Annotated in this window: 13 protein-coding genes; 6 read left to right on the forward strand and 7 right to left on the reverse strand. The window is 62.5% G+C overall.

What is annotated here, in order from left to right:
- Positions 1-16 precede the first annotated feature (16 nt).
- The 3 genes from U5782_RS13400 to U5782_RS13410 form a co-directional block, all read right to left on the reverse strand.
- Entirely contained in the window at positions 17-1,021 is a 1,005-nt protein-coding gene (locus tag U5782_RS13400) for a sugar phosphate isomerase/epimerase family protein (protein WP_322044291.1), read from the reverse strand.
- 165 nt (positions 1,022-1,186) lie between these two features.
- Positions 1,187-2,548 carry a TldD/PmbA family protein gene (locus U5782_RS13405; protein ID WP_322044292.1) on the reverse strand — a complete coding sequence of 454 codons (1,362 nt, stop codon included), beginning with the start codon at positions 2,546-2,548 and terminating at the stop codon, positions 1,187-1,189.
- Positions 2,548-3,984: a TldD/PmbA family protein gene (locus U5782_RS13410; RefSeq protein WP_322044293.1), complete on the reverse strand. Its 1,437-nt coding sequence runs from the start codon at positions 3,982-3,984 to the stop codon at positions 2,548-2,550. Before U5782_RS13410 ends, U5782_RS13405 begins: the two co-directional genes overlap by 1 nt.
- Before the next feature lie 262 nt (positions 3,985-4,246).
- Here U5782_RS13410 and U5782_RS13415 point away from each other — a divergent pair, with 262 nt between their 5' ends.
- Positions 4,247-4,807: a carbonic anhydrase gene (locus U5782_RS13415; RefSeq protein ID WP_322044294.1), complete on the forward strand. Its 561-nt coding sequence runs from the start codon at positions 4,247-4,249 to the stop codon at positions 4,805-4,807.
- On the opposite strand, the gene U5782_RS13420 is transcribed toward U5782_RS13415, so the two are convergent.
- Both U5782_RS13420 and U5782_RS13425 read right to left on the reverse strand, forming a co-directional pair.
- Positions 4,792-6,357 (reverse strand): sulfatase-like hydrolase/transferase, encoded by a 1,566-nt coding sequence (locus U5782_RS13420; RefSeq protein WP_322044295.1) that lies wholly within the window; start codon positions 6,355-6,357, stop codon positions 4,792-4,794. The two genes, U5782_RS13415 and U5782_RS13420, sit on opposite strands and share 16 nt — an antisense overlap.
- Before the next feature lie 78 nt (positions 6,358-6,435).
- The gene (locus U5782_RS13425; protein WP_322044296.1) at positions 6,436-6,954 is read right to left on the reverse strand and encodes a MarR family winged helix-turn-helix transcriptional regulator; all 519 of its coding nucleotides are present in this window, start codon (positions 6,952-6,954) and stop codon (positions 6,436-6,438) included.
- Between the two features lie 156 nt (positions 6,955-7,110).
- Between U5782_RS13425 and U5782_RS13430 the strand changes: the two genes are divergently transcribed.
- Positions 7,111-8,451: an MFS transporter gene (locus U5782_RS13430; RefSeq protein WP_322044297.1), complete on the forward strand. Its 1,341-nt coding sequence runs from the start codon at positions 7,111-7,113 to the stop codon at positions 8,449-8,451.
- Positions 8,452-8,590: 139 nt separating this feature from the next.
- Positions 8,591-9,775: a porin gene (locus U5782_RS13435; protein ID WP_322044298.1), complete on the forward strand. Its 1,185-nt coding sequence runs from the start codon at positions 8,591-8,593 to the stop codon at positions 9,773-9,775.
- Between the two features lie 181 nt (positions 9,776-9,956).
- Here U5782_RS13435 and U5782_RS13440 read toward each other — a convergent pair whose 3' ends face one another.
- Together U5782_RS13440 and U5782_RS13445 are read right to left on the reverse strand one after the other, a co-directional pair.
- On the reverse strand, positions 9,957-10,808 hold the full coding sequence (locus tag U5782_RS13440; protein ID WP_322044299.1) for a transporter: 852 nt from the start codon (positions 10,806-10,808) through the stop codon (positions 9,957-9,959).
- 301 nt (positions 10,809-11,109) lie between these two features.
- The gene (locus U5782_RS13445) at positions 11,110-12,033 is read right to left on the reverse strand and encodes a LysR family transcriptional regulator (RefSeq protein WP_322044300.1); all 924 of its coding nucleotides are present in this window, start codon (positions 12,031-12,033) and stop codon (positions 11,110-11,112) included.
- A gap of 120 nt (positions 12,034-12,153) precedes the next feature.
- Between U5782_RS13445 and U5782_RS13450 the strand changes: the two genes are divergently transcribed.
- From U5782_RS13450 to U5782_RS13460, 3 genes are read left to right on the forward strand one after another with little or no spacing between them, the layout of a single operon-like run.
- Complete coding sequence (locus U5782_RS13450; RefSeq protein WP_322044301.1) at positions 12,154-13,038, forward strand: intradiol ring-cleavage dioxygenase; 885 nt, start codon at positions 12,154-12,156, stop codon at positions 13,036-13,038.
- Positions 13,035-13,340: a Dabb family protein gene (locus tag U5782_RS13455; protein WP_322044302.1), complete on the forward strand. Its 306-nt coding sequence runs from the start codon at positions 13,035-13,037 to the stop codon at positions 13,338-13,340. Before U5782_RS13450 ends, U5782_RS13455 begins: the two co-directional genes overlap by 4 nt.
- A 19-nt stretch (positions 13,341-13,359) precedes the next feature.
- A complete protein-coding gene (locus U5782_RS13460; RefSeq protein WP_322044335.1) occupies positions 13,360-14,421 on the forward strand; it encodes a maleylacetate reductase in 1,062 nt (353 codons plus the stop codon).
- Positions 14,422-14,476: the final 55 nt, after the last annotated feature.

Genomic DNA, 14,476 nt, shown 5'->3' on the forward strand with positions numbered 1-14,476 from the left:
GTCCTTGCAGAGATGATCAGGCGGTAACGGCGGCGTGCTGGTCGAGCAGGCTTTCGAACATCCGATGCTGCCTGCGAACCTGTTCGATGCTGTCCACTTCGAAGGCATCCTGCACGTGACGGTTGCCTTCATATTCACTGGACAGATAGCCGTTGTAGCCGCCCTCGATCAGCACCGGAATGATTTCGTCGTAAGGAATGCTCGGCTCGATCCCGTCCGCGGTCATCTCGTAGAATTTGGCGTGAATATGGTGGATGCGCGGCATGAATTCGAGCAGGCGCCGCGGGCTCGACCAGATCGTATGGCGCACGGTTTCGGCCATCGCGAGTTCGACGCCCGTGCCGCCCATCTGGCGCACGTCCTGTAGCAGGTATTCGGACAGAATGCGGTCGGCGTAGGCATCGCAGATGAAATCAGCCACCGCTTCGCGTGCGCCCATGCGCACGAAGCGGTCGCGCATGACCCGCGGATAACGCTTCACGAAGATGCCCATGTCAGGCAGAAAGCCGATGTGCTGCGTGCCAAGCTGCTCCATCGACTCCGCATGACGCATGATCCACGGATGATCGAAATGCAGCGGCGAATGGACTTCGAGCAGCATCTTCACGTCGTAACGTTCCGCTGCGCTGACACAGCGTGCGAGGATATGCGGCGAGACGCTCACGAGCACACGCACGAAACGGCAACCGAGTCGATGGGCGTGTCGCAGATCGGCTTCGATAGAAGCAACGCACTCGTCGTCGCTCAGGCGACGATCCGGATACCGCTTGGTATCCAGGAAGAGATCGTGACAGATGGGTGTGGTGCCGTATTGCGCCATCCATTCGTGCCATTTTGCGTAAAACGCGTCAGCGGCGTGCGGCGCGCGCGGGATCATCTGTTCACTGACGATCTCGATACCATTCGCGCCAATGCGCGACGCTTCGGCAAGGCAAGCTTCGAGGTCCAGTTTGCGCAGGAAGAATTCTTCCTGGTAGCTATAGAGGCTGATGCCGCGCTTGATCTGGGCGGGTGATGACATGCTGTCTCCGTCATTGTGTGAGCTGGTGACGGATTATTTGGCGATCAGCACCACATTGAAAAATGATAATTATCGCGTGTGAACTATTGATATTTATGATTTCAAGCAGGGGCCTCGGATACGGGGCAGCCTGGTGAAGACCGCCCCGTCTGGTTGACCTTCGCGCTACAGCACCAACTCAAACGACTTCACAAGCGCACCCGGCAATTGCAGCCCGCCGGTCGCGCGCTGCCCCCAGGTAGAATCGGAGAGCAGCAGTTCCGGCTGCGCGCCAAGCGCTTCCAGCCGATCGCCGAGCAGTCCATACAGGTTGTCGTCGAAGCGCATGGCGTCGACGGGCGCAACGATCTCGCCCTCTTCCACCCAGAACGTCGCAAAGCGCGTCATGCCAGTGAGCCGGCAATTCATGCGATCCGAAAAATTCACGTACCACAGATTGCCGATATACAGCCCGGTGCCCAGGCGCGCGAGCACGTCGTCCTGCGCGAGGTCGCCGCCTGCCATCGCCAGCGATGTGGGCATTTCCTGCGGCAGCGCGCCATTGGGTTCCAGCCCGTACTCGCGCGCCGAACGCGCGCTCGTGAGGCGGCCGACGCTGCGCCCCGCATCGATCAGCGGCACGCTCGCGCGCAGATAGCCGTCGTCGTTGAACGCCGCAGCGATGCCGAGTTCGAGCGATTCCGCCAGCGACACCCGTGCGTCGAACGCGGCCGCACCGGTATTGAGCTTGTAGAGCGGACTCGTCGATGACGCCTGTGCGCGTGCCGAAAAGCCGTTCCACGACGCCGCCTCCACCAGTTCCGATAGCGCCGCGGGCGCAAGCCAGGCGCGATAGCCGCCCGGCGTCAGCACGCGCGGCGCGCGCAGCAGGATCGGCAGACGTTCGGCCGCCGTGCGCACCTTCTCGACAAATACGGCGTCGTCCCAGGCATCGCCCGCATACGTCGTCTTGATCGCGCGCCCGTTGGGCTGATAGAGCGACCAGCTGAAATTAAAATTCTCGACTTCGTACCAGCCGCGGCTGCCCGTAGTCGACGCAAAGCCGCGCGCGAGCGTCCCGCCCGCGTAAAAACCCACGAAATCCAGCCCTTGCGCCGCGCGCGCGACGAGTTCGACGAGCGCCTGCGGATCGGGCACGCGGCCGTCGCGACGCGTGCTGCGCGTCCACGCGCGGGTGTCGAACAAGACGTGCGGGTCGTCCGGTGCGTCGAGCAGGCTCTCGCGCAGCGATGCCAGCGCGTCCGTGACGTCATCGACATCGGCAGATGCGTCGCCGCTCAGGTCGAACGTCGTGTACGCCTGACGCGCCCCGTGGATCAGCCGCAGCGTAAGCCGCCCCTGTTCGACCTGGCCGCTCTGGCGCACCTTGCCCGCATTGAAGCGGATGAAATCGGATTGCTCGCCGGCAAACGCGCTCAGCACCGTCTCGCCTGGACGGCACAGGCGCTCGATCGCCTCGGCGACCTGGGTGAAGTGCGCGTGCCAGTCGATCGCTTCGACGCCGCGCGTAAAAAGCATCTCGGCCATCACGCCCCTCCAAACACTTCGACATCGGAAAACACACAGGCGGGCGACGCATGGCCCACGCGGATCACCTGGGCGGGTTCGCCCTTGCCGCACATCGGCGTGCCGTAGACCGCGCGCGTGGACGCGTCGCCGACGGCCGACAAACCGCGCCAGAAGCTCGCGGAAATGCCGCGATAGCCAGGACGCTTGACCACTTGCGTGAGCTTGCCCTGCTCGATCAACTGGCCGAATTCGCAGCCAAACTGGAATTTGTTGCGATGATCGTCGATCGACCACGACGTATTCGTCTTCATCAGAATGCCGTGCTCGATGCCCGCAATCATCGCGTCGAGCGACTGGTCGCCCGGTTCGATGTTGAGGTTGGCCATGCGGTCGATGGGCGGGCGGTTCCAGTTGGCCGCGCGCGAGTTCGCCACGCCCGGCAGGCCCGCGCGCTGCTGCGAGAGCGCGCCGCCAAGCGGGCGCTCCAGCACGCCCGCGCGAATCAGGTATTGCTTGCTGGCCGCGCTGCCGTCGTCGTCGAAGGCGTAGGCAGCGGCCTCTTCACGCAGGTCCGGATCGAAGCTGACGTTGAGCAATGGCGATCCGTACTGGTAATGGCCGAACATCTCGGGCTTCACGAAGCTCCAGCCTGCGAAATTGCGCTCGTCGCCCAGAATGCGGTCGAGTTCGAGCGGATGGCCGATCGACTCGTGGATCTGCAACATCATCTGGTCGGGCATGAGCAGCAGGTCGCGCCGCCCGGTCGGGCAGTTGGGCGCGGCGAGCAGTTGCAGGGCTTCATCGGCGACGCGCGCGCCCGCGCCGTCGAAACCATAGCGCGCCAGAATTTCCATGCCGCCCTGTGCGAGCGTGGCGTAGTGGCCGTTGAGCGTGCGCTCCTGGGTGTCGCCGTCATCATGCGCGACAGCGGACAGGCTCGGCATCAGGAAACGGAACTGCTGATCGATGCGCACGCCGTCGCTCGTCAGGTAAAGCTGGTCGCTCTGCGTAATCTGCATGCCCGCGACACGCTCGACGATGCGCGCATCGACGTTGGCCGCCGCGCACTCGTGCGTCAGGCGCTCGAGCCACTCGCGCCGCGACGGCAGCGGGCCCTGCGCATTCGGCGAAACGTAGCTGCCGCTTTGCGTGGGCCGCGCGATCTCGCGATGGTCGATCAGCGCATGCGCCGCGCCTGCCTGGGCACGCGTGGTGGCGATATCCAGCGCGCGCTGCAAGCCTGCCGCCGAGAGATCGGCTGTGGCTGCGTAGCCCGCGCCTGCGCCGGCCCATGCCGTGACCATCGCGCCGCGCTCGCGCACCTGACGCGAAGGCAACGCGACGTCGTTGCGCACGGTGTGGTCGTCGGTGCGTTCGTCCACGAAACGCACCGACCAGAAGTCGGCCGCGCTGCGCAATGCACGCGCGGCGAGGCTCCAGCGTTGTTCGGTCATGCAATATTCTCCTTGTGCTCAGCCGGACGCTGCAATCGCCCGGCCGCAAGCGCCTGCCGCTTCGAAACCGAATCCGTTCGACTTTGCCGCGACCGCCCACGGTTTGTCCATCGTATCGTTGCTTCGTCCAAGATCACACCGTTTTGCGCAGGTACGCTTGCGAAAATTCCCCGTATTGCGGTGTGCGCAGGACTTCGCGCTCCTCGAGCGACGAAAGTACCCGTAAGCATAGGCCAATCCATCGAGATGCAAGGAAGACGTCATGGACTACATCGACACCCTGATGCGCCGTAACGTTGAGTTTGCCGGCAATGGCTTTAATCCGGGCCTGCGGATGATGCCGACGAGCCGATCGCTCATCATTGGATGTCTGGACCCGCGCGTCGATCCCGTGGATATCTTCAAGCTCGCGCCCGGCGAGGTGGGGATTTTTCGCAACGTCGGCGGCCGGGTGAATCCTGCTGTATTTGAAACGCTGCGGATTCTGCGCACCGTTGCGCTTGCGGCAGGCGGCGACATCGGCCCCGACTGGAACCTCGTCGTCCTGCATCATACCGACTGTGGCATCAAGCGCTGCTACTGTCATGAGCCACAGATCCTGGCCCACCATATGGGGGTGACGCTGGCTGAACTCGACAGCCTGGAAATCAACGACCCGTATAAAGCCGTCGCGCTCGACGTGGCGGCCCTGCGGTCGAGCGCCGATGTCTTCGGCGGTTACACGATCTCGGGCCTGGTGTACGACGTCGCGACGGGCAAGGTCGAGATCGTCGTGCCGCCCTCTCGCGTGACGGAAGCTGCAACGCCTCACCACTCGCCATAAAACACGCCCTTCGATTTGTGCACGTCGGTTGTGCGCATGACGAGCGCATCGTCGACCGTCACGCGGGTCTTCGCCTGACGCTGCCATTCGCCGAGTTTGCGATGCATGGTCTCGCGCACGGGCTCGAACTCCGCGACCGCGCCAAGATCGACGAACTCGTCGGGGTCGTTCTCGAGGTCGAAAAGCTGCGGGCGGAAGCCCTGCCAATGCACGTATTTCCAGCGCGCGTCACGGACCATCCACGCGCGGCACCCGGCGGGTTCGCGACCGAGTATCAGACGTGCGCGACGGAAGCTGTAATCGAGTTCGGAAACTACGAATTCGCGCCAGTCTTCCGGCGGTTCGCCACGCAGCAGCGGCAGCACCGAGCGGCCTTCGATACGCGCGTCGTCGATGGGCAAACCGAGGCTCTCGAGCACCGTCGGCACGATGTCGATGCTGGACATGAAGCGCCGCTCACGCGTGCCGCGCGTGGCATCGGCACGCGGCGACGGATCGTAGACGATCATCGGCACACGTTGCACGGTGTCGTAGAACATCTCCTTTTCACCGAGCCAGTGATCGCCGAGAAAATCGCCGTGATCGGCGCAGAAGACGATGAGCGTGTCCTTGAAGCGCCCTAGCCGCTCCAGCGTATCGAACAGCCGCCCAAGGTGATCGTCGAGTTGCTGGATCAGGCCTTGATAAACGGGGCGCACCTTGTCCGAGACTTCGGCGCGCGCGAAGTTGCTGCACTCCTCCTGCTCGCGATAGGCACGCAAAACCGGATGCTGATCGACAAGCTCCGCTTCGCGGCGTTTGATCGGCAGGCACTCATCGAGTGAATAGAGGTTGTGATACGGCGCCGGCGCGACATAAGGCCAATGGGGCTTGACGTACGAAAGATGCAGCGCCCAGGGCGTATCGCCTTGCTCTTCGATAAAGCGGATCGCCTGCCCGGTCATGTACGCCGTTTCAGAGTGCGCTTCGAGCACGCGCGAGGGCCAGTGCACGTTACGCATCTTCCATCCCGAGTGCACGCCTCCCGCCTCGTCCTGCACGCTGATGACGTAATCGCTCCACGGACGCGCGCTCTCGTAGCCCTGCGCACGCAACCAGGCGGGATAGCCCGATTCGCTACCCGGCTCATGATGACCATCGTAACGATCGAGCTCATGGAAATGCCCGACGCGCAGCCGGGACGCAAGCGCCTCATTGCGCCCGGCGAGCGCCATGCGCGCGATGCCGTCCTCATCGGCGACCATGTGCGTCTTGCCGGCAAGCGCGAGACTGCGTCCATGCCGCGCAAGATATTCGCCGAGTGTTATTTCGCCGATGTTCATCGGCACGCGGTTCCAGGTCGCGCCGTGGCTCGTCGCCGAGCGCCCCGTGTAGTACGACATGCGCGACGGACCACACACGCCCGACGAAACGAATGCGTTATCGAAACTCACCGAGCGCGCGGCCAGCGCGTCGATATTGCGCGTGCGCAGCCATGGATGGCCATTGCAGCCGAGGTGATCGAAGCGTAGCTGGTCACACATGATGAACAGCACGTTGCGGGCAGTCATGAACCGGGTCTCCTTGATGTGACGTTTTCGCACGATCGTAGGAGAGGACGAAACCTTTAACCAAGTTCAGCGTTGACTTCAGCGCTTACGATCCGTCATGAACTTAGCCTTCTCGCGCTCCGACAATTTGAGGGCGCGCTCTTCGAGTCGCCGCAGCAGCGCGTCGAGCAGGCCCGCTTCTTCATCGGACAGGCAGCTCGCAAGCTCGCGATTGAACGCGACGCCCAGTTGCAGGCCGCGCGCGTAGACGCTCTCGCCTTTCTCGCTCAGCGCGAGTTCGATCGAGCGGGCGTCGTCGCGATTGCGCACTTTGCGCACGAGCCCTTCGGCCGCCAGCGCGGAAACCGTGCGGCTCGCGAGCACCGCGCTCACGTTGAGCAGGGTAGCGAGCGCGCCCGAGGTCATACCCGGCTGATCCCGAATGAGGCCGAGCACGCGCAGGTCGCGCCGGCTGATGCCGAGTTCGCGCTCGTAGAGCCAGCCGGGCCCGTCGGCAGCGGCCACGGCCACGCGCCGCAGGCGCAGCACGAGAAAATCGTCGATCGTCTGAGGCTCGATCAGGCGCGACGGCGCGGGGGACGAACCGGGGTCAGTCATAGGTAGGCAACCTTTGTCGTTACGACGGGGAACACGCTCCCCAGGGTATTCGATACGACCTTTAACTTGGTTAAGGAAAAACACGCATCGTATTCTGCCTCCACAATGCACGCCCAAGTCGCGCTGCGCACCATCCGCCGGAAACAGGGAGACACCATGCCAGAAGTCGCGTCCTACACCCCCAAGCGCACCGCGCTGATCTATCGACGAGTCGCGTGGCGGCTCGTGACATTCCTGTTCATCTGTTACGTGGTGAACTTTGTTGACCGCGTCAATATCAGCTTCGCGAAGCTGCAATTCCTCCAGCACCTCCATCTGAGCGAGGCCGCGTATGGACTCGCCGCGGGCATGCTGTTCCTCGGCTATACGACCTTCGTGATTCCAGGCATGAAGCTCGTTGGCGTGATCGGCACGCGGCGCACGATGTCCGTGCTTATGGGTGCGTGGGGCATCTGCACCGTGTTGCTCGCATTCGCTACGACACAACACGAATTCTACGTGATGCGCTTCTTGATCGGCGCAAGCGAAGCGGCCTTCGCGCCGTGCGTCATCCTGTATCTCACCTACTGGTTTCCGCACCGTCTGCGCGGACAGATGATGAGTCTCTTCGAGATCAGCCCGACCGTCGCCGGCATGATAGGCGGCCCACTCGCCGGCTGGATTCTGCAACGTTTCGGCCACGGCACGACGCTAGAAGGCTGGCAATGGCTGTTCATTCTCGAAGGCGTGCCCTCCATCGCGCTGGGCGTGATGGCCTGGTGGTGGCTCGCCGAGCGCCCCACCCACGCGCGCTGGCTCAATGCCGACGAAGCACGCTTCATCGAAGCGGACGTGCAGGCAAGTGTGGGCACCCTCGCACGTCAGCGCGCGAGTTTCATGGAGGTCGCGCGCGATCCGCGTGTGTATGGTTTTGCGTACGTGTACTTCGCGATTTTCTGGTGCCTCAACATCTTCGGGACCTGGACGCCCACGCTGTTGCGCAGCGCAGGCCTCGCGACGCCGCTCGAAATCGGCCTCTATAGCAGCGTGATTTCGCTCGCGAGCGCCGTGGGTGCGTATCTGATATCGCTGCATTCGGACCGTCGGCTCGAGCGCTTCTGGCATATCGTTGCAGGCGCGTGTCTCACGGTCGTGACCTTCGTGACGCTGCCGATGTTTGCGCACAGCGCTCTCGCAAGCGCAGCGATCCTGTGCGTCGGCTCGGTTGGCATCTTCACGGCACTGAGCCTCTTCTGGACCACGCCGACGATCTGCTTTGCCGATCACGCCGCGCGCCATGCCATCGCGATCATGGCCAGCCTCGGGTCGATCGGCGGCTTTTTTAGCGCCACCGTCACGGGCTGGCTCACGACACAGAGCGGCAAGCTCGACAGCGCCCTCGGCGTGGCCGCCATCGTGCTCGTCACCGGGATGATCGCCCTGCGTTTGGTGCTGCCCAACACACCGCAAGAACACGCGCCTCACGCATCGGCAGCAGGCGAGCCCAGCCTCGACTAGCGCTCGCGCCGCGGTGTGGCCACACCACGCGCATCAACCCTCCTTCATCACCATCGATTGAGAAGCAACGCACGGGCTCTGCGCATGCATGAGCCCGTGGCACCCGCACGCCTTGAAAAAAATCAGACTGGAGACAATCATGTGGAAGAACCTTGCCGTCGCGGGCGCGCTCTGCGCCGAGGCCATGCAGTGCGCACACGCGCAAAGCTCGATCACGTTGTATGGCATCGTGGACACCGGCCTTGCCTACACCAACACGGTGGCGTCGAGCATCGGCACGGTTGGCGCGAGCCGCGTTTCCGCGGTCACGGGCTTCGGCGCGGGCGATCGTTTCGGGCTGGCTGGCCGTGAAGACCTCGGCGGCGGCACGCGTGCTATTTTCACGCTCGAAAACGGCTTCAGCGGCTTGACGGGAGCGGCGCTACAAGGAGGCCGGCTGTTCGGTCGGCAAGCTTTTGTGGGCCTCGAAAGCGAACGCTACGGACGCGTCACACTCGGTCGGCAATACGACGTCAGCTACGACTATCTCTCGCCATTTCTTGCATGGCAAAACTTCGGCAGCATCTATGGCGCGCATATTGGCGACGTCGACAACACTTTCGCCACTTTCCGGCTCGACAATACGGTGAAATACCAGATGTCCACGCCTGGAGGTCTGCGTGCAGGGGCGATCTACGCCTTCAGCAACCAGGCGGGCGGCACGCCGGGCATGGGCTTCGCGAACAATCGCGCGTACAGTCTCGGCCTGTCATGGAAGTCGAACGGCTGGCAGGCCGCGCTCACGTGGCTGCACCTCGACAATCCATCGTCCTCGACTTCGGGCAGCAACGCCGATGGGGCCGTGGGTGGTGAATACACAAGCACGACGAGCATCTTCTACAACACCGGCTTCGTTACGCGCCAGAACGTCTATGGCGCTGCAATCGGCTATACGGCGGGGCTTGCCGTGTTCAACTTCGTTTTCACGGACACCTTGCTCGATTACGCTGGCGCGGGCAGCCTGGGTGTGCGCAACTACGAGGTCAATGCGCGCTACTACGTCACCCCGACCGTAATGCTGGGCGCGGGTTATATCTTCACCGATGGCTCGGGCTTCGTTGGCACCGGCGCAAAATCGTTCGCGCGCGGCGATCATCCCGAATGGCATCAGGTCGATCTCGGCGCGACGTATCTGCTGTCCAAGCGCACGGATGTGCATGTCTCAGTCCTCTACCAGCGCGCCACCGCCGATGCCGATACCGTGGCGCTCAACGTGCTTGGGCCCGGCGGCGAAGGACGCACGAGCCAGGTTGCCGTCGTGGCCGGTTTGCGGCACCGGTTCTGAGGGCGCCGCTGCGCTCGTTTATTCGTGCGGCAAGCGGCCTCTTACGTGCAACAACAGAACGACCGTTGCACGCGTGAAGGACGCGAAAGATCAATAACCCCGCAGCGAATCGGCATCGCGGTTCTGTAGTTCACGCTGCCTCAATGAGGCGGAACTGCAATGCGAAGTGCCATGCTAACGCTTACAACGGAAAGCTGAACTGCACCCAAAGCTTGTTGCCTTGCGCACGATTGCGTACCGCGAACTCGCGCTGATACTTCACGACAATTCCCGATGCAGGACCCCACATGTAGCTCAGTTGCGGCCCTATCGCGACGGACTGCCCCCGGAACCCGTCCGTCCCTACCCTGACGCCGTCCTGGGTATCGTCCGTGAATTGCTTGAGAAATGTGCCCTGCACGCCGAGCTGAAATTGCCGATTCAAGGAGTAGCCGATCAAATAGTCCAGCACAGCGACCGCACCCGAGTGGTACTGCGTTGCATGATTCGGCGAATTCATTTCGAACAACGTAGTCGTCGAAATCTCCCAGTCGCTGCGCGGAAACCACGTCAGGCTCATATATGGCAAGAACGCGTAGGTGTTGAGTCCCGTATTCGCGATCCGGTTGACCGAATAGGAGCCCGACGGAACCGCAAATGAAGGCGAGACGAACGCAAACAGCGTCTTTGACGGATTGACATAGCCAAACATCAAGGGCTCGAGAATGACATCGCCAAGCCCCGTCCTGTTGCCTGTTCCGCCGGGAGTCGAGAGATGGAGATGCACGATGGGCACGATCGCGCTGCTCGATAACGTGAACGGACCAACCGTCGCGCCCCATGTATGAACCACGCGCGGTGTTTCCGCGATCACGCTGGAATGAAAGCCGGGCACACGGCTATTGCCATCGGAACCGGCGAACTTGTTCGCCGAAGAATAAAGTGCGTAATTGAAATACTGGGTGCCGCCGGGCGGAGGAAGCAGACCGTTCAGCGAGGTATTGACGCCAAATGGATAGCTGATTTGTCCATTTTCAGTGGCATGCGTCGTCACCGAGGCCGCGAATGCGGCGAGGCCCGCGGCAAGCAGGCGCGGGAAGCGAAAAGTCATGGCGTCTCCGGATTTTAATCATTGGTCTTGTGTTTGTCGTTCGCCAATTCATCGATGATTGGCAATACTGACTGCATCGAGTTCAAATTCGCTCGACGCCGACGCAATGTATAGCGGGTGCCGTGATCAGAAAAAGTCCGTGTGGGAAGAACAGTTCTCCGTTTGCTGGAAGAATGGGATATCGGTTCGACCGGGGCCGACAAACCCCTTCATCGCGCGCCTGAAATTGCGCCACGGTTAGCCGCTACGACGCTATTTCATTCCACTTGCGCGCAAGCCCAAGTTGCTCGAAGCGCTCAAGCAGAAACTCGGTGAAAACGCGAATCTTTGCGGGCTGATGACGGCGACTTTGATAAGCGATGTTGATCGTGAGAGTGGGCAAACGCCAGTCGGAAAGAATCGGCACCAGCTTGCCAGCGACGATGTCGCCGTGAATGATGTAGAGCGGTTGTATGAGTATGCCCAGCCCAGCTAACGCCGCCGCGCGGATCACCTGCCCTTCGTTTGCGTCGAGCACGCTCTTGACCGCGACGGACTTTGTCTTGGAGTCGCGGCGAAAGTGCAGCACGAACGGATCATTGGCGAGGTTGTAGACGAGCAAATCGTGATCGGCCAACGCGTCCGGCGTCGCGGGAATGCCGCGCTTCGCCAGGTAGCCTGGCGTCGCCGCCAGCACCCTTCGCGTCTCGGCGAGCTTGCGAACCGTGATGCCCGAATCCGCCTCGTGCTCGCGCGTGCGGATGGCGACATCGATTCCCGCTTCAATGAAGTCGGGATAGCGGTTTGCCGCGATGATCTGCACGGACACATCGGGATAGCGCTTGTGAAATTGCGGGAGTGCCGGCGCGATATAGAGCGACGCGAACGACACCGATGCCGTCACCCTCAGCGTGCCGCTTGGGTTGATGGCGGCTTCGTTGACCGCCGCATCGGCTTCGGCCAGCTCGGCCATGATCGCAACGCAACGACGGTGATACTCGCGCCCGGCGTCGGTCAGCCAGAGCCGCCGGGTGGTCCGTTCGACGAGTCGCACCGCCAGGCGGTCCTCCAACGCATTCAGACAGCGGCTTGCCGCCGCGCTCGACATCCCAAGTCGTTCGGCCGCTTTTGAAAGGCTGCCCAATTCGGCGACTTGTATGAAGAATTCAATCTGTGTCCACTTATCCATACTTTTTTATTTCTCCGCCTGGCGGAGAACAGAACTTCGTTTTTGCGGGTTTCTTCCGGCGCGAGAGGGAATTAATCTTACTCCAACGCATCACGACACAACAGTCCGGAGACATACGACGTGCGCAACCTTAATGAAGACACCATCACACAGGCCGTGATTGCGTCGCTTTGCGAATGTCGCAACGAGCGGCTACAAACGGTGATGACGAGCCTCGTCCAGCATTTGCATTCTTTCGCGCGCGACACCCGGCTCACGGAAGCAGAATGGCAGGCGGCCATCGCGTTCCTCACCGCAGTCGGTCATATCACCGATGACAAGCGACAGGAATTCATTCTCTTGTCCGACGTGCTCGGTCTGTCCACCCTGGTCACGGCACAAAATCACACCAAACCGGCCGGCTGCACGGAAGCCACGGTTTTCGGCCCCTTTTATGTGAAAGACAGTCCGTCTTTCGACAAGTGGGACGACATTGCGAACGGCGCGCGTGGCGAGCCATGTTTCGTCAGTGGAGAGGTCCGCTCGATCGGCGGCGACGTTGTTCCGAACGCGCTGCTCGAGGTCTGGCAAGCCGACGAGGAAGGCCATTACGACATGCAAATGCCGCCGGATGACGACGGTACCGTCGCCTGTCGCGCACGCGGCATGCTGCGCACCGACGCGCACGGACGCTTCGGATTTCGCTCGATCCTCGCCGAGCCGTATCCGATTCCGCACGACGGGCCGGTGGGCGCATTGCTCGATGCGCTAGGCCGCCACCCCTGGCGACCCGCGCATCTGCACTTCATGGTGCAGGCGCCGGGCTACGAAACGCTCATCACCCATGTATTCCGCGACGGCGACCGCTATCTCGACTCCGACGCCGTCTTCGGCGTGCGATCGACGCTGGTGGCCCAATGGGTCCGCCATCAGCCCGGTATCGCGCCCGATGGCTCGCACGTCGACACGCCCTTCTATACGCTCGACTATGACTTTGTGCTGAACCACGAGGAGCGCCGCGAATGATCCGGCATATCGTGATGTGGAGCGTCGCGGGCCAGACCGAACAGCAACGCATAGAAGCGCGCCTGCGCGTGAAGTCCGCTTTCGAAGGACTGCGCGGGCGCATTCCCGGCATGAGGTCCCTCGACGTAGGCATCGACTTCAGCGATGTCGACTACGCCTGCGACGTCGTGCTCGTCGCCGAATTCGAATCGCGCAGATCGCTCGATGACTACGCAACACATCCGGAGCACGCCCAGGTACGGGCGCAATTGAACGGCCTGCGCATCGCACGCCACCAGGTCGACTACGTCGTCGAATGCTGAGGAATGAACGAGAGCCATGATGGAGTTTACTTATCTTGCACGGCCCGCCCGTGTCGTGTTTGGCGCGGGCAGCCTGCGCCATCTCGAACGCGAAGTCCTCGCACTCGGCGCCAACCGCGCGCTTGTGCTCTGCACACCTGAACAACGCGCGCTCGCCCAGTCGATTGCGCAACGCCTCGGCGAGCGGGCCGCCGGGCTCTACGACCGGGCCACGATGCATGTGCCGATTGAAGTGGCACGCGACGCCCAGGCATTCGCACAGTCATGCGACGCGGACTGCGCCATCGCCGTCGGCGGCGGCTCCACGATCGGACTAGGCAAGGCCATTGCACTCGAAAGCGCCCTGCCGATCCTCGCGATTCCGACTACCTACGCCGGCAGCGAAATGACGCCGATCTATGGCGTGACCGAAGACGGCATCAAGCGCACCGGCACCGATTCTCGCGTATTGCCCAGGACCGTGATCTACGACCCGGAATTGACCTTGACGCTACCCGTGGAATTGTCCGTGACGAGCGGCATCAATGCGATCGCCCACGCGGCCGAAGGGCTGTATGCGAACGATGCCAATCCCGTGATGGCGCTGATCGCGGAAGACGGCATTCGCGCACTCGCTCGAGGGCTGCCCGGAGTGAGGCGTGATGGCGCGGATCTCGGCGCGCGCAGCGAGGCGCTGTACGGAGCGTGGCTCTGCGCGATGGTGCTCGGCAACGTTGGCATGTCGTTGCACCACAAGCTCTGCCACACGCTCGGCGGCAGCTTCAATCTTCCTCATGCGCAGACGCATACCGTCATCCTGCCGCATGCGCTTGCCTACAACGCGGCGCACGCGCCCGAGGCTATGCGCCGGATCGAACGCGCGATCGGAACAGACGACGCCGCGCGCGGACTCTACGACCTTGCTCACGAAAACGGCGCGCCTGTCGCGCTGAAATCGCTCGGCATGCGGGAAGCGGATCTCGATCGCGCTGCGGATATCGCTGTTGCGAATCCGTACTGGAACCCGCGGCCCATCGAGCGCCCGGCGCTGCGCGCCTTGTTGCAGGACGCATTCGACGGCGTGCCGCCTCGTCGCCACTAAAACGCACGAAAACTCACTAAAAGACCGACGCGCCGCAACGGCGCAATGAACTACG

The organism is Paraburkholderia sp. J67 (assembly GCF_905220265.1).
Classification (GTDB): domain Bacteria; phylum Pseudomonadota; class Gammaproteobacteria; order Burkholderiales; family Burkholderiaceae; genus Paraburkholderia.